The sequence below is a fragment of the Aquirufa nivalisilvae genome (assembly GCF_003143535.1).
Lineage (GTDB): Bacteria > Bacteroidota > Bacteroidia > Cytophagales > Spirosomataceae > Aquirufa > Aquirufa nivalisilvae.
Genome location: NZ_CP029346.1, coordinates 1,805,993 through 1,827,813, shown reverse-complemented (window position 1 = coordinate 1,827,813; position 21,821 = coordinate 1,805,993). Strand labels below are relative to the sequence as shown.

Sequence of the window (21,821 nt, the reverse complement as noted above, 5' to 3'; positions counted from 1 at the left end):
TTAATCTCATTTTTTTGCCTACTGATCATGGTGGGGTTATTTTCCTGTGATAGTGAAAAAGAGAAAAAAGAGGCCACTCAGTTTTTTTTAAGAGGAAACCAAAAGTTTAAGGAGAAAGAATATTTTGAGGCGATAAAATGGTACAGCGAGGCTATTTTAAAGAAAAAGGATTTTTCGGATGCCTATTATAATCGGGGTTTGATTTATGAGCAGTTGGAAAAAAATGAGGAAGCATTGACTGATTTTTCAGAAGCGGTAGAATTAGATACTCGTTTTGGTCCAGCCCTCTTTAAAAAGGTGGAAATGCTTCAAAACATGAAACGATTGGATGAGGCTGAACTAGAAGCACAAAAATTGGTTAAGCTTTTTCCGGATTCATCGGCTTGTTACCGTTTGCAAGGTGATATATTTTTTGAGAAAGAGTCCAATAATCAAGCTTTAGCATCCTATGAAAAAGCTATACAAATTGATAGCAATTCAGTGGAAGCATTAATTAATAAAGGCGTAGTGCTACAAACGATGGGTGAGTTGGATTTAGCTGAAAAAGCATTTCAGCATGCTTTGACCAAAGGGAAGTATAAGCATTTGATTTACAATAATTTAGGTTATTTAGAAATCGAAAGAAGGCAGTGGAAACTGGCGGAGAAATGGGTGCGTAAAGCCTTAGAAATTGAACCGAATAATGCCCTGTTTTTGAAAAATTTAGCTAAAATCAATAAGGAATTAGCCCTTAAATAAGGCCATATACTGAGCTAGAGCCGCAGCATTAATATTTGAATTGCTTTCAATTTCCATCAATTGAGCTCGATCTGATTCTTGGAAAAAGCTATTTAAAGCATGAAGTAATTCGTTCTCGTTTTTGACACTGATATAAGTGACACCTGCATCTTTGGCTGTGTTTTCAGCGTTAAAAACTTGCCGAGTTTCCATGAAATTCTCCAATTCTGGAAGATCTTTGGCTCCTTCTAAATTTCTAAATATACCCCCACCTTGATTATTCATGACAATAATCCTTACATTATTAGATACATAGGAATTCCAAAGGGCATTTTTATCGTAGTGAAAAGCCACATCGCCGATGATGGAAATAACTAGATTGGGATTGCCTTGTGCCGCTCCAATGGCAGTGCTTAGGCAACCATCAATGCCAGACGTACCTCGATTAGCAAAGACTTCAATACCTTTTGGTACAAATTTTGTCCAATTTAAATATCTGACAGATAGTGAGTTAGCAACATGTATTTCCGAATTGGATTGAGGTAAAGCTTGGCTTATTTTTTGGAAAATCCCCAGTTCATTCCAATCATTAATATCTTTTGATCTTTTAGAGTCAATAATTTCATCTTCTTTTTCCCAGGCTTGGAAATAGGCTTGTTGCTTTTCAGAAAAGTTAAGTAGCGTTAATTCTTTTAAAAATGCCACTTCATCTATTTCTAATAAATGTTGTAATCCTTTAAATGGATCGGCCACAAGTGCTTGCGGATGAGGGTTAACTTGCCATTCTTGCTTTTCGGCATTTGAACGCAAAAATTGCTTGATTCTTTTGGTGACGAAACTTTTACCAAGATGTATATGAAGGTCGGGCTGTAGACTTTCCCAGGTTTTTGGATTAGCTAAAATGAGATCATGGCTGTCAAATGCTATTCCAGATAAATTGGCAATGGAATCTGCCAGTACAGGAATCCCTTTTTGCATCAATTCCTCCAAAAGAGCTTGAATTTTGGAGTTCATTGGCATTTGACCTACAGTAATAAGCACCTTATTTGAGGAACTCAATTGCCTTTTAATAAATGTTTTGATGGATATATCTAATAATTTAGGAGAAATCCATTTTTGTATTTTTCTTACGGGATGAGCTACAGGTAAAGCTGCTCCTTTTTCTGGGTAAAAAGGTTCTTGGATGGGTATATTGACCTGAACTGGACCTTGAGGGGCAGAAAAAGCCGACCAGAAGGCATCATTGGCTATTCTATTTCGGTGCCAAATTTCATCCAAAGATTCATGTGCATGAGTAGAATAAGAAAAGTACTGTTTGGCATGAGTACCAAAAATACGTTCTTGAAAAATGGTTTGTCCATCCCATTGCCCAATCCATTCTTGTGGACGATCTGCCGTTAATACAATCAGTGGTACTTCTTGGAAATAGGCTTCTGCAATGGCAGGAGCCATATTTAAAGCAGCCGAACCTGAAGTACAGCAGAGTATGACTGGCTTTTTGTTACGTAGAGCTAGGCCGAGAGCAAAGAATCCAGCCGAGCGTTCATCGCTAATGGAGAATGACTGAATAGCCGTGTTTCGGCTAATAGCTAACATGATGGGGGCATTTCGTGAGCCAGGGCATATAACAGCCTGTTCTACACCATGTTGGCTTAGGGTTTCGATCAGTTCTACAAGTCCAGAGGGAAAGGCCATAGGTAAAAAAAGCCTCGTGAGAGGCTTTTTAAAATTATCCAAGATATGTTTTCAGAGCTTTACTTCTTGAAGTGTGGCGTAAACGACGAATCGCTTTTTCTTTAATTTGTCTTACACGTTCACGAGTCAAATTGAATTTTTCTCCAATTTCTTCTAAAGTCATAGCATGTTCTCCATTCAAACCAAAATACAAGGTTACCACATCGGCTTCTCTTTGCGTTAAGGTAGATAGCGCACGTTGAACTTCTCTACGAAGAGAATCATTGATCAAACCAGAGTCTGGCTTATCTTCTGAATCATTTTCTAACACATCTAATAACGAGTTTTCCTCTCCCTGCACAAAAGGTGCATCCATGGATACGTGACGACCTGATATTTTTAATGTGTCAACGACCTCCCCTGTTGAGATTTCTAAAACTTCCGCTAATTCTTCAGGAGAAGGTTCACGTTCAAATTTTTGTTCTAACTCAGAAAAGGTTTTTGAAATTTTATTCAATGAACCTACGCGGTTCAAAGGCAAACGAACAATTCTAGATTGCTCAGCTAATGCTTGTAAGATGGATTGACGAATCCACCAAACGGCATAAGAAATAAATTTAAATCCACGAGTTTCATCAAAACGCTGTGCTGCTTTAATCAATCCTAGGTTTCCTTCGTTGATTAAATCACCTAAGCTTAGTCCTTGGTTTTGATATTGTTTTGCCACAGACACGACGAAACGTAAATTGGCTTTCGTGAGACGTTCTAAGGATAATTGGTCCCCATCTCTAATTTTTTGAGCGAGGATTACTTCCTCATCTGGGGTCAACAAATCCACCTTGCCAATTTCTTGTAGGTATTTGTCGAGTGATTGACTCTCCCTGTTGGTAATCTGTTTGCTAATTTTTAGCTGTCTCATAGGGGCTTACAAAAGAATGAATGGGTTATATAAAAACATATAACCCATGAAATAACATATTAGTTGTCAGAATTTTCTGAGCTACGTTCTGGTTTTGGTAATAACACTTTAGCAGATAAACGGAATTTTCCTGTTTTCTTGTCTACTTCTACCAATTTTACTTTCACTTTGTCTCCTTCTTTGAAAACGCCATCCATGGTTTCGATGCGATCCCAAGAAATCTCAGAGATGTGTAGTAAACCATCTTTTCCAGGTAAAAATTCCACAAAAGCACCAAATGCTTGAATGTTTTTCACTTTACCTTCATATACCTCACCTACTTCTGGAATAGTAACGATGCCTTTGATCATTCGAACAGCATGGTCCATAGCAGCTCCGTTGGCAGAGAATACGCTTACATAACCACCATCTTCTTTTTCTTCAATCGTTACTGTAGCGCCTGATTGCTTTTGGATATCTTGAACTACTTTACCACCTGGTCCGATTACCGCACCAATTTGGTCTTTCATGATCTTGATAACTGTAGCGCGTGGAGTTTGAGGTTTGAAATCTTCTCTCACTTGAGGAATCGCTTTTTTCATCTCATTTAAGATGTGTAAACGACCTTCTTTAGCTTGAGATAAAGCTTCAACTAATACTTCGTAAGAAAGTCCTTGAACTTTAATGTCCATTTGGCAAGCCGTAATACCATTTTCTGTTCCTGTTACTTTAAAGTCCATATCTCCTAAGTGATCTTCATCACCTAAAATGTCGGAAAGAACAGCATATTTACCCGTTTTTGAATCAGAGATTAAACCCATAGCAATACCAGAAACTGGAGCTTTGATTTTAACACCGGCATCCATCAAGGCTAAGGTACCTGCACAAACAGTTGCCATAGATGATGAACCATTGGATTCTAAAATATCAGAAACGATACGCAATGTATAAGGGAAGTCTTCCATTTTAGGAAGTACTTTCTTGATAGCACGCATAGCTAAATTACCATGTCCTACTTCACGACGGCCTACACCACGGTTTGGTTTAACTTCACCTGTTGAGAAACCTGGGAAGTTGTAGTGTAGCATGAACTTATTATAACCTTGAGTCATTGGTTGATCGATGATTTGCTCATCCATCTTAGTTCCTAAGGTAACAGTCGTCAATGATTGTGTTTCTCCACGAGTAAATACAGAAGAACCGTGAGGAGTAGGTAAATAATCTACTTCACAAGTAATTTGACGAATTTCGTTCAATTTACGGCCATCTAAACGGTAACGCTCTTGCAATACCAATTGACGTGCTGCTTCTTTCTCGATATCGTGGAAATAATGTTTCGCTAAGGAAAGATTAACAGTATGATCTTCAGGTAATGAAGCTACATACTCATCAACGATAGCTTTGAAAGCTGCTTTGCGCTCATCCTTTTTAGGATTTGCTTGCTTAGCTACTGCCAAATATTTCTCATAATAGTTTTTCCACAACTCTGCACGTAATTCTTCATCATGTGTTTCGTGTGAATAAGTGCGCTTTTCTGTCTTTCCTGCCGCAACAGTCAATTCATTTAAAGCAGCACATTGTAATTTGATTGCTTCGTGAGCGATTTTTAAAGCTTCGAGCATTTCTATTTCAGAAACTTCGTCGCCTTCGCCTTCTACCATCAAAATATCGTTTTCGTTGGCAGCAACGATTAATTCTAAACTAGCCCCAGCTAATTCGCTAACGCTTGGATTTACTTTATATTCACCGTTGATTTTGGCAACACGAACTTCAGAAATAGGTCCATTGAATGGAATATCTGAAACTGCCAAAGCAGCAGCAGCAGCTAAACCTACAAATGCATCTGGTAAAACTTCGGAATCAGCAGATATTAAGTTGATTAAAACTTGAACGTCTGCATGATAATCATCTGGGAAAGTTGGACGCAAAGCACGGTCAACTAAACGAGAGATAAGAATTTCATAATCAGAAAGGCGAGCCTCTCTTTTAAGGAAAGAACCAGGAATACGTCCGTTTGACGCAAATTTTTCTTGATAATCTACAGATAATGGAAGGAAATCTACTCCTTCTTTGGCCTCTTTGTTGGCTACTACAGTAGCTAACAACATCATATTTCCGGATTTGACTACAACGGCTCCATCGGCTTGCTTGGCTAGTTTGCCAGTTTCGATTTGGATTTCCTTGCCGTCAGGCATTGAAATATGTTTCGTAATAATGTTAAATGACATACGTTTTTGAATAAATTACTACGCCCTATGCGTAGAATAAAGATGTTTGTTTGATGATTCAAACTGTACCGCAATGAATAAAGCAGGGCTTCATGACATGAAACCCTGCAATTAATCTTATTTACGAATACCTAATTCAGCGATGATAGCACGATAACGTGTAATATCAGTACGAGTTAAGTAATCAAGTAAACGACGACGCTTACCAACTAATTTCAAAAGACCTAAGCGTGTGCTGTGATCTTTCTTGTTTTTCTTAAGGTGCTCCGTCAAATGATTGATTCTGAATGTAAATAACGCAATTTGCGATTCAGCAGAACCAGTATCGATTTTTGACTTTGCTTTCCCTTTAGATTCAAAAATTTCTTGTTTTTTCTCGGGTGACAAATACATCTTTTACCAGTTTTTAAATTGTGAAAAATTAATTTGCAAAAGTAGGAATTTTTAAGAGAAATTCCAAATAGTATCACTTAAGCCTTGGATGATATTCTGTTCTTGCGATTCTCCCAATAGGTTTTTATTCGATCCCAAAGGATTCTGTAGAAATCTGATTCAAAAAGTCGAGAGTCTTTCAAAGCTATTCGAAGGAAATAGGCACCTATTAGCGTCAAAATACCATTGGAGATCCAAGCACCAATTTCCACTAGCACCTTCCCTTCTTTAGCCATCTTATCCCCTTGTTGGGTTAAGATATACATCAAAATAAAGAAAGAAACCGCTACGACAACTGGAATGCCAAAACCTCCTTTTTTGATAATGGCCCCTAGGGGTGCGCCAATCAGGAACATGACTAATACCGCCAAGGAATTGGTGAATTTATGATGCCATTCCAAATCGGTTTTTTTAAGTTCGGTGACACGTTCGGCTAAATTGACTTCATTGGTTTGACCGAAAGCAATCAGATTTTGGACTTCTTGTTTGGCCAATTCTTCCATGGGGCGGAAATCTTTACTACTTTTTGACTTTTCAGCAATTTTTGGCCCTATCCATTTCGTATGATGGTTCATGCTCCGAAGTGATGCTCCTATAGGTTTCCTGAAATAGACATAATATACACTTGAAGCTATGTTGAAACCCTTTCTCATGTTGCGAATGTTCCTCGACAATGAATCGGCATCATCGGCCAATTGGTTGTTATTCCGCATGATTTGATGGTGGGCAAACTGATTTTCCTCGGTTTTTTGTAAATCAAAACCAGACAGCGACATCACAATTTTACTTCGTTTAAAGCTGTGAATAGCTAGTTCAGATAAATCATTGCCAGGTCCTCGATCAGCATCTTCAATGTAATCTTTCCCATTAAAGAGTTCGAATATCAAGTATTTTCTATCCAAAATGGTATACATCTGGGCAGAATCCGCCACAGTGACATGTCGATTTCCGTCGTTTCCAGTATGGTCATAGATAATAAGCGACTTCAGTGTTTTATTGTCGGGAAATTTCTTCGCTACCTTGATGGAATATCCTGGAAGGTCATTATAAAAAATTCCTTCTTTGATATTTAAAGTAGTTTTAGTGGTTTTGATGTCATACAACAAGCTCCATCCTTTCAAGTTAGCCCAAGGAAGCGCCACATTGACAAACCAAAACATAAAGATGCTGATAAGTACAGTAGTGACAAAAATAGGCCTAAAGATGCGAAAAACGGAAATTCCTGCACTTTTCAGAGCAGTCAATTCAAAGTTTTCTCCCAATTTTCCAAATGTCATCAAGGAGGACAACAATATGGATAAAGGCATGGCAAGTGGTACGGTAATTAAGGAAAAATAAAAGAACAGTTCGACGTAAACGGTCGCACCCAGGTCTTTTCCAAATAGATCGGCAAAGTAAAAAAGCACCAATCGCAAAAGGAAAATGAAAATGACAATAAGGAAAGTAAGAACAAATGGCCCCCAAAAGGCATTGAGGACTAGTTTATCTATTTTACGCATGTTAGCTCCCGACGATTTCTTTTAATTTATCGCAAAGATAATCCCAAAGTTCGGCAGCATCATCGTCTGATTTAAAAGTTGATGCACTATCTGTTACTTTTAAATAGGTGGTATTGGAAAGTTCGCTGACTTCTAATTTGAGTTCGATAAAACCTTTGGAAGTCTCATCTTTGGGATTTAAAAACTCAAATCGAACGAATTTGTTCAATTTACTTTGAATTAAAACCGCAGGATGATTTTCGTCATCCCAGTAAAAATGAAAGGTGCTGGCGTTAGGGACTGTGACTTTATCAGCAAACCACTGTTGAAGACCTGATGCGGTACTTAAATATGGGTAAAGTACTTTTGGTGAGGCTTTTACCTCGTATTCAAACTCAAAATTATTTGCTGGCATATCATTTATCTATTAATGGATTAGGCTTTTCACTCACGATTCTAACCCGCTTTTAGCAAAGGTATTATTTCTAAGCTAAATCCCAAATCTGCCACAAAATTAATCAATATTAAGAAATTATTTGTGACTCTAATCGCTTTCTACTACCTTTGCAACGCAATTTGGCGGGGTAGCTCAGATGGTTAGAGCGTTGGATTCATAACCCAAAGGTCGGCAGTTCGATTCTGCTCCCCGCTACAATTAGAAAGACAAGTCGAGAGATTTGTCTTTTTTTTTGCAGGTGGCTTCGAGAGCCTCAGCCACCTGCTGCTATCTCACTCTCTATTAAGCACCCTCAACTATCATTCATTTATATCAGGTATCTGAGTCTCTAGAAGATACTTGACAGAATCTTAAACACTTTCAATAATTTGAGGTGACTTCTAGAACCTGAGCCACCTGCTACTATCTCATTCTCTATCAAGTACACCTCAGTATTCATTCAGAATATCAGATATCTGAGGCCCTCGAAGATACCTGACAGAATCTCAAACACTTTCAATAATTTGAGGTGACTTCTAGAACCTCAGCCACCTGCTACTATCTCACTCTCTATTAAGCACCTCAGTATTCATTCAGAATATCAGGTATCTGAGGATCTCGAAGACACAGGAGCTGTATATCTCGATGTGCCATTGCTAGTTTAGGTAATAAATGATGATCACCTTTAATTAAAGCCTCTTTTTTCTCCCTTCTCCATCCCTGTACTTGCTTCTCTCGATGAAAAGCTAAATCAATTCGAGGGAATATTTCATAATAGATTAATGAGACAGGTAACCTATTTTTTGTGTGATTGGCTCCTAAACCCATTTGGTGTTTTTTGATTCGTCTTCGAAGGTCTTTTGTGCTTCCGCAGTAATAACTATCATCGCAACATTTTAAAATATACATGTATCCTTTCATGTTTATTTGGTTAGGTATTATCAGAAAGTTATGATATTGGAATTATATTTTTTGTGAACAATTTAATATATCAATTAGTAGATAGGTGGCTTCGAGAACCTCAGCCACCTTGAACTATCTCATTCTCTATCAAGCACCCCGGTAACCATTTATTTATATCAGGTATCTGAGGCCCTCGAAGATACCTGATTGCTTTCAATAAGCTGAGGTGGCTTCGAGAACCTCAGCTACCTGCTGCTATCTCATCAACTCACAAGCACCTCGGCAACTATACATTTATATCAGGTATCTGAGGCCCTCGAGGATACCTGATTGCTTTCAATAAGCTGAGGTGGCTTCGAGAACCTCAGCCACCTTGAACTATCTCATTCTCTATCAAGTACACCTCAGTATTCATTCAGAATATCAGGTATCTGAGGCTCTCGAAGATACCTGATTGCTTTTAATAATTTCAGTTACATTAGCCTCCCCGAAGAGACCTTCAGCACTCCGAGTTTTGATTTAAAAGAAAGCCCACTGCTATTCAATTGAAAAATAAATCAGATATTTGTGGTCAAATTTGCCTCACCGATTCTTCTGTCTATATGAATAAACCCCCATTCGATGCGATTTTCATGGAATTAGCTCAAAATTTAGCTTTGAGATCGCATTGTACCCGTGCCCAAGTAGGATGTGTTCTCACTAAAGAAACCCGAATTATATCCATTGGCTACAATGGCCCACCAGCGGGAACACATAATTGCGATGATGAATTTGGCGAAGACGGTTGTCCTAGAGATTCCAAAGGATCATGTTCTTTGGCTTTACATGCCGAACAAAATGCTATTTTATATGCCTCCAAAAATGGAGCTGATGTGGAAGGATCCACCATTTATGTGACCCTCTCCCCTTGCATCTCCTGCGCGAGAATCATTTATAGCATGAAAATCAAACGAGTAATTTACTTAAATTCTTATGCTGCCTACAAAGGTCTTCCTTCGGACGAAGGGGTGGATTTTTTACGCAAATTTGGCGTTGATGTGATGGCTTATTCTGAAATGGAATTGCAGTAGAATGAAGAATGTAGAATGTAGAATGTAGAATGAATTTTGGGAACTATAAAAATTCTTAATTCTACATTCTACATTCTACATTTTACATGCTACATTAACAATTAATGATGATGCACTCCACCTTCGCCATGCACATGGCCATGAGCAATTTCTTCGGCAGTAGCTTCACGTATTTTAATTACTTTTCCACTGAACATTAAGTCTTTTTCTGCCAGTGGATGGTTAAAGTCCATAGTAACGGTTTCAGGACCTACTTGAACTACCATACCTTGCATACGATTTCCTTGATCGTCAGTCATAGGAATGAAATTCCCGACTTTCAACATATCACTCGTATCTTGTCCTTCAATTTGAAAGATGGATTTTGGTAAATCTATAATGGCATTAGGGTCAACAACGCCATAAGCGTCTTCTGCCTGAATAGTAAAATCAAAGGTATCATTAGCTGAAAGGCCATTTAAATTAGCTTCGAAAGCTTCTGGCAATCCACTCAATCCATGGATGAATACCATAGGTTCATTTTCGTCAACTATTTCCACCACTTCTGGCTCACCTTCCTCATTCGGGAATGATAATTGGTAAGAAATGAATACAACGGAGTTCAGTTTAATCTGCATATTGTTCTATTTTACAGCAAACCTACGGGATTAATTTGTAAAGCTTGATGCTCCTGCATTAATATTTTTGGATCAAAAGCTTTTGATTAGCTTTGTGTTTCGAATTAAATTTCAAGATTTCCATGCAAAAAAGTGCTCAAGACGTATTAAAAGACATCAAACAACAAAAATTGGCACCTATTTACCTAATACATGGGGATGAGCCGTTTTTTATTGACCAAGTGGTGGATGCTTTTGAAAATAAAGTGTTGAGTCCAGACCAGCAGAGCTTTAATCAATTTGTCATGTATGGAAAAGATCAAAGCTTAGCGGAAGTGATTTCCTATGCCCGAAGATTTCCAATGATGTCAGACAAACAGGTTATCATTGTGAAAGAAGCCGTTTTTTTGGAAGCTATGGCCAAAGGGAAAACAAATACTAAAGACAAAGGAAATACAGATTGGAAAGCTTGGGTAGATTATTGTGAAAGACCCACGGAGTCGACAATACTAGTTTTTACGCTGAAGACCTTACTGACTGATAAATCCAAAATTTTAGCTCCTTTAGATAAAAAAGGGGTGGTTGTAACTTCGAAGAAAATCTCAGAGGATCGTTTAGGAGTTTGGCTGAAAGATTATTTGGGTTCTCATTCTTTGCATATTCAGGCCAATGCTCAGGAGTTAATGGTTTCGTTTGTAGGGACTGATTTAAAGCGAATGGCACATGAAGCCGATAAATTGGTTGTTAATGTACCACAAGGCAAAGAAATAGGCTTAGATGAAGTAGAGAAATACATTGGGATAAGTCGTGAGTATAATTATTTTGAATTTCAAAAAGCCATTATACAACGAAATGGAGAGAAGGGACAGAAAATAGCTTTTTATTTTGCTGATAATACTAAACAAAACCCAGCGGCACCGATGTTGATCATGTTGTTTAATTTCTTTGCCAAAGTTTTGCAAGTACATGATTTAGGTGCAATCTCGGATGGAGAAATGGCTAGCGCTCTCGGCGTCAATCCTTACTTTGTCAAGGATTATACCTTAGCCAAGCGTAATTACCCTCTTGGAAAGGTAGTTCGTATCATAGAAGCCATTAAAAACGCAGATTTACGTGTAAAAGGAGTTATTGGTAATGGAGATAAAGAAAGAGAAATTATTTTAGATCTCAGTTTTGAAATATTTAACCTCTAATTAATCGGTAAGTAATCGTCGGCCTTGACATAGCCAAGCTCTCCTTCAAAATAGCAGTTTACCCAGATATCTTTTTTCTGCCAGTGAATAATTCGATTTCCTTTTTTGAGCATTTGCTTAACAGGTGCGGCAGAAGAGGCATAATCTCTCAAATAAGCCTTCTCCTTGGTGATAATACCGTATTGAAGTAAAGCTGGGAAATTGGCAAACCAAGTCAAAAACAATAAATAAAATCCTAAATAATACAGGCTATAGGTCTTGATTTTCATTTTTTTAACTTTTTTGAAGCTGAGAATTCCAACAACATAAAAAGCCAGAGCAAAAAGAAATCCCATGAGGTAAGGAAAATAAGTAAAATAAATCCATAGAAATTGGTCCATGAGATTGATTTGAAAACCGGAGAGCGACTGCCTATCCCCTATTTCTTGAAGTCGCTTAGCGATGGCTGGCCTGTCTTGCTCAGCTTGTAAACTAGATAAATAATATAATTCTTGTAGCCAATCATTTTTAGCCTTGGCGATGTAGGCTAATTTTAATCGGATTGTTTCATTTTCGTTGCGCTGGGATTCTGCGAATGGTAAATAAATTTTTTCCGCTTCCAATAATCGATTGGATTTAAACAGAGAATCTGCCAGGGCCAATTGATTTCTATCTATTTGGCTATAAGCAGGTTGCCAAACGAAGAAAGAAAAAAGTGCAAAAAATATAATTTTATTTAGATGATAGACTTGCATAATTCGAAAAACCGTACTAGTTTTGCACCGCAATAAGGGGAAAATGTTCTGCTTTTGCAAACAGAAGTTGGCCAGTGGCTAAACTTCCTTTCGACTCCAGAGTGGGTCAATTGATATACAAGCGTAAGCTTGATGATTCCGTAGCTCAGTTGGTAGAGCAATACACTTTTAATGTATGGGTCCTGGGTTCGAATCCCAGCGGGATCACTTTTAAATTAAGAAACCTTGTCATTTTGGCAAGGTTTTTTTGTTTTTAAGGTGCTAAATAATGAAATCTGTATTCTCTCTTAATTCATTCCGAATAGCACCAACTGATACATTAGTTAACCCTACTACATAATTTCCTTTTGAACTAGATAAATAGCTTTGTCTAATTCCATCAACACTTAAGAAGTAGTGATTTATTCGTGAAATAGCTATCTTTGTTTCAAGTTCATTACTTAAAATATTCAACAAGCGGCAAAGGTTTTACCTACGTAAATTAATAGGGAATTGTGTGTGAATCACAAGCTGTCCCGCAACTGTAAGTAACGCGAATTTTTTACCCACGTTGTCCACTGCTCAAAAGCGGGAAGGACGGTAAAAAAGTTACAAGTCAGGAGACCTGCCTTTACCGTATTGACAATGCTTTCGTGGAATGAAGCAGGTAGTCAGACTAACGCACACTATGCCTTCTATAAGGTATGGCGATCGCGTATTCTTATATCTCAATATTTCACTCGACATTGTGACGTTTAGTAATTGAGCTTTTAAATAATTATTCATTTTAAAAGCATTCAAAATGCAAACACACAACTTAGGCTATCCGAGGATAGGTAGCCAACGTGAGCTCAAAAAAGCATCCGAACAGTATTGGTCGGGTAAGATTCCCGTTCAGCAACTGCTACAAACTGGAAGCACAATTCGCCAACAAAATTGGCAAATTCAAAAGAATGCAGGTATTGACTTGATACCTTGCAATGACTTTTCATTTTATGATCAAGTACTTGACACCAGCTTAATGGTTGGAGCAATTCCGGGCAGGTACCAAAGTCTTTTACATGAAAAAAAGTTATCTGAAATAGACTTGTTATTTGCCATGGCAAGAGGCTACCAGAAAGATGATTACGATGTTACTGCCATGGAAATGACCAAGTGGTTCGACACGAATTACCACTACCTAGTTCCAGAATTCGTAGTAAATCAAAAATTTACTTTGTACTCAACCAAAGTATTAAATGAATTCTTAGAAGCAAAAGAATATGGGATTAATGCTAAGCCTGTATTGTTAGGACCCGTTTCTTATTTGTTATTAGGGAAAGAAAAAGAGGCTGGATTTCACAGAATCAGCCTAATTGAAAACTTGTTGCCAATTTATTTTGAGATATTGAATAAATTGGTTGAAGTTGGCGTTAATTACGTTCAGTTTGATGAACCATGCTTATCATTGAATTTAAACAAGTTTGAACAGGAAGCTATTTCAACTACCTATCAAGAAATAAGTAATCGTTTCCCTGATTTACACATCATTTTAGCAAGTTATTTTGAATGTTACGGACAAAATTTGCAAACTGTATTAAATCTCCCTGTACAAACATTACATCTAGATTTAGTTCGATGCCCAGCTCAATTAGATGACATATTACAAACTGATTTTGTTCGGTCAAAAAATAAGCTCTCATTAGGCCTAGTTGATGGTAGAAATATCTGGAAAAACGATTTTCAACAATCCCTTTCAATCATTAACAAGGCTATTGAAAAAATTGGAGCAGATAGAATTTGGATAGCTCCTTCATGTTCGTTAATTCATTCACCATGTGATTTAGATTTAGAGACGAATGATACTGTTTTAACACCCGAGATTAAACAATGGCTCTCTTTTGCGAAGCAAAAAATTGACGAAGTGGTCATTTTAAAACAATTAGCTATCGGTGAAAATCCAACAATCGCCAATTTAAAATTCAATGAGAATAAAATAGCCAATGAAAGCCGTAAAACATCCCTCCTTATCCACAATGAAAAAGTAAAAGAACGAGTTGTTTCAATTTCGGAAAAGGACGCTCAAAGGATAAATGATTTTTCAATAAGGAAAACAAAACAACATGAAGTACTTCAGTTGCCTATTTTTCCAACTACAACGATTGGCTCATTTCCACAAACTGCCGAAGTAAGGACCTGGAGAGCCAAGTTTAAAAAAGGAGAACTGTCGCAAGAGCAATATGATGCTTTAATTGCAAAAGAAACAACAGAAGCCATAAAGTGGCAGGAAGAAATTGGCCTAGACGTATTAGTGCATGGCGAGTTCGAACGTAATGATATGGTGGAGTATTTTGGAGAACAATTGGATGGTTTTACGTTTTCTAAAAATGGGTGGGTACAAAGTTATGGTAGCCGTTGTGTGAAACCTCCCATTATTTATGGCGATGTAAGTAGGCCATTACCAATGACTGTTAAGTGGACCTCATATGCGCAGTCATTAACAAAAAAATGGGTAAAGGGTATGCTAACGGGTCCTGTTACCATTTTACAATGGAGTTTTGTTCGAAATGACCAGCCTCGAAGTGAAACCTGCACACAAATAGCTTTAGCCATTAGAGATGAAGTAGTTGATTTGGAAAAGGAAGGTATTAAAATTATACAGATTGATGAACCTGCAATTCGAGAAGGTTTGCCTTTGAGAGATGAAAATTGGCAGGAATATTTACGCTGGGCTGTTAGGGCTTTTCGCATATCAGCAAGTGGCGTAAAAAATGATACCCAAATTCATACTCACATGTGTTATTCCGAATTCAATGATATAATTCAAAATATAGCAGATATGGATGCTGATGTTATAACCATTGAATGTAGTCGTTCTCAAATGGATTTATTGGATGCATTTGCTAAGTTCAAATATCCCAATGAAATTGGTCCAGGTGTGTATGACATACATTCCCCCAGAGTTCCATCAAAGGATGAAATGATAACCTTAATGGAAAAAGCAAAAGGAGTATTACCGTCTGAAAATCTTTGGGTAAATCCAGATTGTGGGTTAAAGACTAGAGGATGGGATGAAACTAAATTGGCATTAATTGAGATGGTAAATGCTGCCAAAGCATTGCGATTGTCTCAACAATAATTAGATGGATGTTTTGATCAAGCAGGCAATTACAATTAGTAGTTGCCTGCATTGATTTCTAGTTGAACATAATTCGCATTTGGCCTTAGAAGATGCCATATTCCGCGGCGAATTATCTAATTACATACTGAACGCCACAGCCTAGTCGTATAATTCCTAACATTTGATTTGGCTCATTATTGAATTTAGAAATGGCTACATCGCCTGAAAGTGATAAGTGATTTCCTAATTTAAACTCAACTCCTTGTCCAATAGAATAGGCAAAATACTTCCCAGAATCGATAGGGACACTATTTTGAGAGTCTTCAGGTAAGAACCGACTATAGGTTGACAGTCCCACTCCAGCAAATACAAATGGAGTGAATGGGAATGCTGTTTGAGGAAAATTATGAATATATCTTCCTCCATAATAATTGAATTGTTTTTCAAAGTTGTTTGAAATTGGTAATATAAAAGCCTCAAAATGATTGACTTGATTAAACATGTGTTTCCAAGATAAACCACTCATAGAATAAGCATATCTTATTCCAAAACTGTTGTTGGCCTCAGTATCTCCAGGTTCCGTTGAACCGTTTGAGATAGTAGGTGAAAATGTAAGCCATGCACATACCATCATTGCGGCTAAATTGATAGCCGTAGTTTTTAAAATTTTCATTAGATAAATTGTTTTAAGAATTTTATTGAGGCAGAAGGAGAATAGATCAAAATTCTAACTACCTAATTATCAGTTCATTTGGACTGAAATTTTATGTAAAATTAAAGCTTATAAACGAATAAATTTTAACTGCATAATTCTATGAAGCTTGTTTTAACCCCTAGAAATGCATTTTTGGGAGACAAAATATTGTAAAAATTTAATATATTATTAGTAAAAGTCAATATTGGTTTAGTCAAGAAAAATGAAGCAAATTTTGAAATAATGTTTATGCTTATGAGTTTAAAATTAAACAAGTAGAATGTTGCTAAAAGCTGAAAATCACCATTAAATAGCAATACGACAGACTTTTACATTAACTCAGAAAATTTTTGATTTAAAGCATATCAACTGCATAAAATGATGCCAGCATACGGATTATTAAAATTGTAATATTTATTATATTTTAATTCATATTTTGTGCAAAATCATGAAAAAAATAATATAATTTTTGTAAAGTCGATAAATTTATAAAAATTTGAGAAAAAATAGCATCAGTAATTTTTGATTTTATGAGCTCATTTTGACTAAATGTTAGTCAAATTGTTAAAATATAGGATCAAAATATGAAGAAAGTGAATGTTTGTAGTTCATTTTATTAATACGGCATGCATTGGATAATCTTCCAATAACTCATTTGTCTATATGAAGAAATTTGATCGTGTAGATTTTGTAATATTGGAGACTATTCAACCGATTATGTCAGATAGCTTGATTTTAGAATCCACCATCACCTGTCCGCATTGTGCTCAACAAGCCACAGAAACTATGCCTGTAAATGCTTGTCAATATTTTTATGTTTGTACTTTTTGCGGTGAATTGTTAAAACCTAAGCCGGGCGACTGCTGTGTGTTTTGTAGCTATGGATCTGTTCCATGCCCTCCCATTCAGCAAGGAAATCATTGCTGCTAGTAAATATTGGTATATCCAGTGTTCTTTAGTAAGAAGATTTTTTCTAATTGAACGTATATATTTCGATATCAAAAAGGGTGATAATTTCTTATCACCCTTTTTGAAAATTATACTAAGAATAGATCAAACCTACTATCTCCATCCCCCACCCAAGGCCTGATAAACATTGACTTGAGCATTTAATTGTTGTTTTTTTGTTTCGACTAATTCTATTTTTGATTCCAACGCATCTCGTTGCGTCAATAGAACCTCCATATAATCGGCACGGGCTGATTTAAATAAAGTGGACGAAATCTCAATGGATTGAGTTAATGCATCCACCTGTTGGCTTTTTAAATCATAGCTTTTCTTCAAGTTGACAATTTGGGATAGCTGGTTAACAACCTCCAAATGTGCTCTTAAAATGGAACGTTCATATTCATAAACTGCCTGAACCTGTTTGTTGTTAGCGGAATAAAAATTGGCTTTTATCGCATTTCGATTAATCAAGGGAGCCACCAAATTTCCACCTAAGTTAAACAAAAGAGACTCCGGAGTATCAAGGAAATATTTAGCATTAAAAGCTCGATATCCTAATCCTGCATTAATTACAAATGAAGGATAAAACTCTGCTTTTGCCACGTTAACATCTATTTCAGCCGCTTTCAAGGCAAGTTCAGCCTGTTTGATATCCGTACGGTTAAACAACAATTGTGATGGAATTCCTGCTTGAATGGAATCAATAGCTAAGTCAGTAAAATGGGTAGAATTTCTCAGCACTGCTTGTGGAAATCTACCTACCAAAAAGTTGATCCTATTTTCTGTTTCAACAATTTGTTGTTTGATAGAAAACTGACGACTTTTTGTTTTAAAAACCTCTGCTTCAAATCTCCGAACCGCTAATTCCGTTACACGAGCATATTGCTTTTCAATTCTAACGATATCCAATGAGTTTTGATACAATTCGATGTTTTGATTCAATATGGTCAATTGATTATCTAATGCCATTAATTCATAGTAGGAATTCGCTATTTCTGCAATCAAATGGGTTACCATGAAATTTTTACCCTCAACCGTTGATAAATACCTTAATAAGGCCGATTTTTTGGCATTTCTGAGTTTTTTCCAAACATCAATTTCCCAAGTTGCATTGATACCTATAGCATAGTTTTGCAAAGCATCAGGTACAGGTTTACCCGGAACGATTTCATTATTGGCATCGCTGGCACCTTGACTCGTATACCTTCCAACTTTATCCACCCCTGCTCCTGCCCCAACCGTAGCAAAGGGCAAATATGCCCCTTGCTTTGCTAAAACATCATTTTTGGCTAATTGGATTTCTTGCATTAATATGTTGACTTCTTGATTTTTTTCCAAAGCTGAATCAATCAATGCAATGAGCGCAGGGTCTTTAAAAAAGGCCCTCCAAGCTGTTTTAGATACCGTTACTGTATCTTTTGATCCAGCATAACTATCTGGAATTAATAGACTTACCTTTTTGGTTGCAATTTGTGGAATTTGACATGAATCAAATAGACAAACGATGAGGCATAGTCCTATAAGCTTTATTAAATTATTCATTTTCATCTTTCTCTAAAGTTTGAGGAAATTTGTCCATCTGATTTACTAAATCCTCCGTAAGTGGATTATTGTCTTCATTTTTAATGAGTTTGCGACCATTGGCCATAGAACCAAAAATGAAATACAAGCCAGGCACGATAATTACACCGAAAACGGTTCCAAAAATCATACCTCCCAAAGCGGAAGCACCAATCGTTTTATTTCCAATGGCACCAGCTCCATGTGCAAGAACTAAGGGAATTAGACCAGCAATGAAGGCAAATGAGGTCATTAAGATAGGACGAAAACGTACTTTGGCTCCTTCTATAGCTGCTTCTAATACGGTGAATCCCTGTTGCTGTTTTTGAACAGCAAATTCCACAATCAGGACAGCATTTTTACCCAATAAACCAACCAACATGACTAGTCCTACTTGAGCGTAGATATCGTTGGCGAGCCCCATTCCCTTGATTAATAGAAAGGATCCAAATATTCCAGCTGGCAATGAGAAAATGACAGACAAAGGAATAATGAAGCTTTCATATTGTGCAGCTAATACAAAATACACAAACAATAACACCACCAGGAATATATAAATGGCTTCATTCCCTCTCCTAGTTTCATCATAAGATAGTGCTGCCCAATCTATATCATAGCCATTAGGTAAGGTTTTAGCAGCTACTTCTTGAACTGCTTTGATCGCTTCCCCACTGCTATAACCTGTGGCAGGCCCCCCTCTGATAGCGGAAGTATTGTACATATTATATCGATTGATTTCATTGGCTCCTTGTTTCTTTTTAATTTTCATAAAAGCAGAAAAAGGCACCATTTCATCCCGATTATTTTTAACGTACAAATTCATGACGTCAGTCGGTAGTTTTCTGAATTCGGGTGCTGCTTGGACAAATACCTTGAAAAAACGTTGGTATTTAATGAAACCTAGCTCATAAGTACTACCTACAAAAATGGATAGTGTATTCATGGCATTGTTAATCGAGACGCCTTTTTGCATGGCAGCTTGATTATCAATTTCAATTTCATATTGAGGATAATTAGCACTAAAAAACGTGAATAAACCCGTTATTTCTTTGCGCTTTCTTAATTCACTCATAAAATCCGTCGTGACCTTTTCTAGCTGTTTATAGTCCCCACTATTGGTTTTATCCAATAGCTGCAAGGCAAAACCACCAGCTGCTCCAAAACCAGGAACGGCTGGCGGGTCAAAAAACTCAATGGTTGCCCCAGGGATTTCTTTTGATTTTTGCTCTAATTCAGCAATGATTTCACTTACCGAATGTTCTCGCTCATTCCAAGGTTTTAAATTGATTAAACAAGTACCGGCATTTGAACCACGTCCTTCTGTCAGGACTTCATATCCAGCAATGGATGATACAGATTTAACTCCTTCCACTTTTTGAATGATAGATACCAGTTTGTTCGATAAATCATTGGTTCTTTCCAGCGTTGACCCTGGAGGTGTCTGAATGATGGCATACAACATTCCTTGGTCTTCACTAGGGATAAAACCAGAGGGCAAACTTTGACTTACGCCCAATATACCAATGGCAAAAATTCCAAATAAACCTATGGTTACAAATTTACGGTGGGTAATAGCCTTTAAAATCCAAACATATTTACCGGTCAATTTTTCAAACCAATGATTAAAGCCATCCAATATTCGATTCATCCAGGTCTTTTTTCTTGGTTTTCCATGATGATTCTTTAAAATCATGGCACAAAGAACGGGTGTTACTGTAAGGGCTACGATACCAGATATCACGATGGAAGAGGCCATGGTGATAGAAAATTGTCTGTAAAAGGTTCCAACAGGTCCTGTCATGAATGAAACTGGAACAAAAACAGAAACCATCAATAAGGTGATGGCAATAACTGCACCACTGATTTCGCCAATTACTTTTCTGACTGCATTGTAAGGAGACAGGTTCTCTTCTTCCATTTTGGCATGGACGGCTTCCACGACGACGATTGCATCATCGACGACAATACCAATAGCCAATACAAGCGCAAATAATGTTACCATGTTGATGGTAAGTCCGAATAGTTGCATGCAAAAGAATGCCCCTATCAAGGATACAGGTACTGCTAATATCGGTACAATGGTAGACCGCCAATCTCCTAGAAATATAAAAACAACTAGGGCTACTAATATGAAGGCATCCCTGAGTGTATGCATCACATTTTCAATAGATGCATCCAAGAAATTAGAAACGTCATAACTAATTTCATATTCCATTCCCGGAGGAAATGATTTTTTTAGTTGTTCTAGTTTATCTTTTACTTGTGCGATTACTTCACTGGCATTACTTCCATAAGTTTGCTTTAAGACTAAAGCGGCAGATGGATGGCCATTCATGTTAGAATAAATATCGTAATACTCACTTCCCAGAGAAACAGTTGCAATATCTTTTAAACGAAGAATTTCTCCATTGGGATTAGCTCGAATGATCACATTTTCATATTGTTTTGGATCATTAAATCGGTCGGTATAGGTCATCACATATTCTAAAGCTTCCGCTTGCTTACTGTCACCACGACCAATTCTACCAGGTTTTCCAATGATACTTTGATCACTTAATGCTTCCATGATATCATCTGGAGAAACATTATATGCCCTCATTCTATCTGGATTTAACCAAACTCGCATGGCATATTGTCGACTACCCAATATTCTTACTTGTCCAATTCCATTGATTCTTTGAAGTTCTGGCACCATATTTACCCCAGCATAGTTGAATAAAAATTTCATATTGGCATTTTTATCCTTGCTGTAGAGATTAACATACATGAGCATACTAGGAATTACGGGTGTAATCACCACTCCTTCTCGCTGTACCAAAGTAGGTAGACGATTCGTAACTTGCTGAACCCGATTTGAGACTTGAACCAATGCTTGATTAATGTCAGTTCCGGGATTAAAAACCACCTGAATGTTGGCCTCACCAGCACTTGTCGCATCAGAAGTCATGTATCGCATTCCCCAGGCTCCATTGATGGACTGTTCCAAGGGAATAATAACCGATTCAGCTAGTGATTTGGCACTTGCTCCTGGATAAGAAGCAGATACCATAACTACCGGTGGAGCTACTTCTGGAAATTGGGAAGTAGGTAGACTTTTGATAGCTAAAAATCCTACAAATAAGATGACAAGCGATATAACTATAGCCAAAACTGGCCTTTGAATGAATTTGCTAAACATATT

The 21,821-nt window shown here is 37.2% G+C and carries 17 protein-coding genes, 2 tRNA genes and 1 riboswitch; of the genes, 7 read left to right on the top strand and 12 right to left on the bottom strand.

What is annotated here, in order from left to right; translation table 11 throughout:
• Window positions 1-27: 27 nt before the first annotated feature.
• Window positions 28-738: a tetratricopeptide repeat protein gene (locus tag HME7025_RS08055; protein WP_161956227.1), complete on the top strand. Its 711-nt coding sequence runs from the start codon at window positions 28-30 to the stop codon at window positions 736-738.
• Here the strand turns inward: HME7025_RS08055 and menD are convergent.
• From menD to HME7025_RS08025, 6 genes are all read right to left on the bottom strand, one after another.
• Window positions 724-2,412, bottom strand: a complete 1,689-nt coding sequence (gene menD, locus HME7025_RS08050; RefSeq protein ID WP_109323140.1) for a 2-succinyl-5-enolpyruvyl-6-hydroxy-3-cyclohexene-1-carboxylic-acid synthase — start codon at window positions 2,410-2,412, stop codon at window positions 724-726. The genes HME7025_RS08055 and menD overlap by 15 nt on opposite strands.
• 34 nt (window positions 2,413-2,446) lie before the next feature.
• Window positions 2,447-3,310, bottom strand: a complete 864-nt coding sequence (locus tag HME7025_RS08045) for a sigma-70 family RNA polymerase sigma factor (RefSeq protein ID WP_109323139.1) — start codon at window positions 3,308-3,310, stop codon at window positions 2,447-2,449.
• A gap of 59 nt (window positions 3,311-3,369) precedes the next feature.
• Window positions 3,370-5,517: a polyribonucleotide nucleotidyltransferase gene (gene pnp, locus HME7025_RS08040; protein WP_109323138.1), complete on the bottom strand. Its 2,148-nt coding sequence runs from the start codon at window positions 5,515-5,517 to the stop codon at window positions 3,370-3,372.
• A 117-nt stretch (window positions 5,518-5,634) separates the two neighbouring features.
• Window positions 5,635-5,910, bottom strand: coding sequence for a 30S ribosomal protein S15 (gene rpsO / locus HME7025_RS08035; RefSeq protein ID WP_109323137.1), 276 nt, complete (start codon window positions 5,908-5,910; stop codon window positions 5,635-5,637).
• A gap of 77 nt (window positions 5,911-5,987) precedes the next feature.
• A complete protein-coding gene (locus HME7025_RS08030; RefSeq protein WP_109323136.1) occupies window positions 5,988-7,448 on the bottom strand; it encodes an LptF/LptG family permease in 1,461 nt (486 codons plus the stop codon).
• A gap of 1 nt (window position 7,449) precedes the next feature.
• Window positions 7,450-7,842 (bottom strand): START-like domain-containing protein, encoded by a 393-nt coding sequence (locus tag HME7025_RS08025; protein ID WP_109323135.1) that lies wholly within the window; start codon window positions 7,840-7,842, stop codon window positions 7,450-7,452.
• 163 nt (window positions 7,843-8,005) lie between these two features.
• Between HME7025_RS08025 and HME7025_RS08020 the strand changes: the two genes are divergently transcribed.
• Window positions 8,006-8,079 (top strand) — tRNA-Met (locus tag HME7025_RS08020).
• 366 nt (window positions 8,080-8,445) lie between these two features.
• Here the strand turns inward: HME7025_RS08020 and HME7025_RS08015 are convergent.
• Window positions 8,446-8,784: a GIY-YIG nuclease family protein gene (locus HME7025_RS08015; RefSeq protein WP_109323134.1), complete on the bottom strand. Its 339-nt coding sequence runs from the start codon at window positions 8,782-8,784 to the stop codon at window positions 8,446-8,448.
• A 584-nt stretch (window positions 8,785-9,368) separates the two neighbouring features.
• On the opposite strand from HME7025_RS08015, the gene HME7025_RS08010 reads away from it, so the two are divergent.
• Entirely contained in the window at window positions 9,369-9,836 is a 468-nt protein-coding gene (locus tag HME7025_RS08010; protein ID WP_109323133.1) for a deoxycytidylate deaminase, read from the top strand.
• A gap of 101 nt (window positions 9,837-9,937) precedes the next feature.
• Here HME7025_RS08010 and HME7025_RS08005 read toward each other — a convergent pair whose 3' ends face one another.
• A complete protein-coding gene (locus HME7025_RS08005; protein ID WP_109323132.1) occupies window positions 9,938-10,453 on the bottom strand; it encodes an FKBP-type peptidyl-prolyl cis-trans isomerase in 516 nt (171 codons plus the stop codon).
• Between the two features lie 122 nt (window positions 10,454-10,575).
• On the opposite strand from HME7025_RS08005, the gene holA reads away from it, so the two are divergent.
• Window positions 10,576-11,625 (top strand): DNA polymerase III subunit delta, encoded by a 1,050-nt coding sequence (gene holA, locus HME7025_RS08000; protein WP_109323131.1) that lies wholly within the window; start codon window positions 10,576-10,578, stop codon window positions 11,623-11,625.
• On the opposite strand, the gene HME7025_RS07995 is transcribed toward holA, so the two are convergent.
• Complete coding sequence (locus HME7025_RS07995) at window positions 11,622-12,359, bottom strand: hypothetical protein (protein ID WP_109323130.1); 738 nt, start codon at window positions 12,357-12,359, stop codon at window positions 11,622-11,624. The two genes, holA and HME7025_RS07995, sit on opposite strands and share 4 nt — an antisense overlap.
• Window positions 12,360-12,493: 134 nt before the next feature.
• Here HME7025_RS07995 and HME7025_RS07990 point away from each other — a divergent pair.
• Both HME7025_RS07990 and metE read left to right on the top strand, forming a co-directional pair.
• Window positions 12,494-12,566: transfer RNA gene (locus HME7025_RS07990), tRNA-Lys, on the top strand.
• Between the two features lie 239 nt (window positions 12,567-12,805).
• Window positions 12,806-12,985, top strand: a riboswitch (cobalamin riboswitch).
• Between the two features lie 155 nt (window positions 12,986-13,140).
• Window positions 13,141-15,456 carry a 5-methyltetrahydropteroyltriglutamate--homocysteine S-methyltransferase gene (metE, locus tag HME7025_RS07985; protein WP_109323129.1) on the top strand — a complete coding sequence of 772 codons (2,316 nt, stop codon included), beginning with the start codon at window positions 13,141-13,143 and terminating at the stop codon, window positions 15,454-15,456.
• Window positions 15,457-15,568: 112 nt separating this feature from the next.
• Here metE and HME7025_RS07980 read toward each other — a convergent pair whose 3' ends face one another.
• On the bottom strand, window positions 15,569-16,111 hold the full coding sequence (locus tag HME7025_RS07980; RefSeq protein ID WP_109323128.1) for a hypothetical protein: 543 nt from the start codon (window positions 16,109-16,111) through the stop codon (window positions 15,569-15,571).
• A 684-nt stretch (window positions 16,112-16,795) separates the two neighbouring features.
• Here HME7025_RS07980 and HME7025_RS07975 point away from each other — a divergent pair.
• Window positions 16,796-17,062 carry a GDCCVxC domain-containing (seleno)protein gene (locus tag HME7025_RS07975; protein ID WP_449371671.1) on the top strand — a complete coding sequence of 89 codons (267 nt, stop codon included), beginning with the start codon at window positions 16,796-16,798 and terminating at the stop codon, window positions 17,060-17,062.
• A gap of 132 nt (window positions 17,063-17,194) precedes the next feature.
• On the opposite strand, the gene HME7025_RS07970 is transcribed toward HME7025_RS07975, so the two are convergent.
• Window positions 17,195-18,628 carry a TolC family protein gene (locus HME7025_RS07970; RefSeq protein ID WP_109323127.1) on the bottom strand — a complete coding sequence of 478 codons (1,434 nt, stop codon included), beginning with the start codon at window positions 18,626-18,628 and terminating at the stop codon, window positions 17,195-17,197.
• Window positions 18,615-21,818: an efflux RND transporter permease subunit gene (locus tag HME7025_RS07965; protein ID WP_109323126.1), complete on the bottom strand. Its 3,204-nt coding sequence runs from the start codon at window positions 21,816-21,818 to the stop codon at window positions 18,615-18,617. The genes HME7025_RS07970 and HME7025_RS07965 overlap by 14 nt, the downstream gene beginning before the upstream one ends.
• Window positions 21,819-21,821 lie beyond the last annotated feature (3 nt).

Bases quoted from the DNA above. Each gene is read 5' to 3' on its own strand.
- HME7025_RS08055 (WP_161956227.1), top strand. From the start codon at position 28: ATGGTGGGGTTATTTTCCTGTGATAGTGAAAAAGAGAAAAAAGAGGCC.
- menD (WP_109323140.1), bottom strand. From the start codon at position 2,412: ATGGCCTTTCCCTCTGGACTTGTAGAACTGATCGAAACCCTAAGCCAA.
- HME7025_RS08045 (WP_109323139.1), bottom strand. From the start codon at position 3,310: ATGAGACAGCTAAAAATTAGCAAACAGATTACCAACAGGGAGAGTCAA.
- pnp (WP_109323138.1), bottom strand. From the start codon at position 5,517: ATGTCATTTAACATTATTACGAAACATATTTCAATGCCTGACGGCAAG.
- rpsO (WP_109323137.1), bottom strand. From the start codon at position 5,910: ATGTATTTGTCACCCGAGAAAAAACAAGAAATTTTTGAATCTAAAGGG.
- HME7025_RS08030 (WP_109323136.1), bottom strand. From the start codon at position 7,448: ATGCGTAAAATAGATAAACTAGTCCTCAATGCCTTTTGGGGGCCATTT.
- HME7025_RS08025 (WP_109323135.1), bottom strand. From the start codon at position 7,842: ATGCCAGCAAATAATTTTGAGTTTGAATACGAGGTAAAAGCCTCACCA.
- HME7025_RS08015 (WP_109323134.1), bottom strand. From the start codon at position 8,784: ATGAAAGGATACATGTATATTTTAAAATGTTGCGATGATAGTTATTAC.
- HME7025_RS08010 (WP_109323133.1), top strand. From the start codon at position 9,369: ATGAATAAACCCCCATTCGATGCGATTTTCATGGAATTAGCTCAAAAT.
- HME7025_RS08005 (WP_109323132.1), bottom strand. From the start codon at position 10,453: ATGCAGATTAAACTGAACTCCGTTGTATTCATTTCTTACCAATTATCA.
- holA (WP_109323131.1), top strand. From the start codon at position 10,576: ATGCAAAAAAGTGCTCAAGACGTATTAAAAGACATCAAACAACAAAAA.
- HME7025_RS07995 (WP_109323130.1), bottom strand. From the start codon at position 12,359: ATGCAAGTCTATCATCTAAATAAAATTATATTTTTTGCACTTTTTTCT.
- metE (WP_109323129.1), top strand. From the start codon at position 13,141: ATGCAAACACACAACTTAGGCTATCCGAGGATAGGTAGCCAACGTGAG.
- HME7025_RS07980 (WP_109323128.1), bottom strand. From the start codon at position 16,111: ATGAAAATTTTAAAAACTACGGCTATCAATTTAGCCGCAATGATGGTA.
- HME7025_RS07975 (WP_449371671.1), top strand. From the start codon at position 16,796: ATGAAGAAATTTGATCGTGTAGATTTTGTAATATTGGAGACTATTCAA.
- HME7025_RS07970 (WP_109323127.1), bottom strand. From the start codon at position 18,628: ATGAAAATGAATAATTTAATAAAGCTTATAGGACTATGCCTCATCGTT.
- HME7025_RS07965 (WP_109323126.1), bottom strand. From the start codon at position 21,818: ATGTTTAGCAAATTCATTCAAAGGCCAGTTTTGGCTATAGTTATATCG.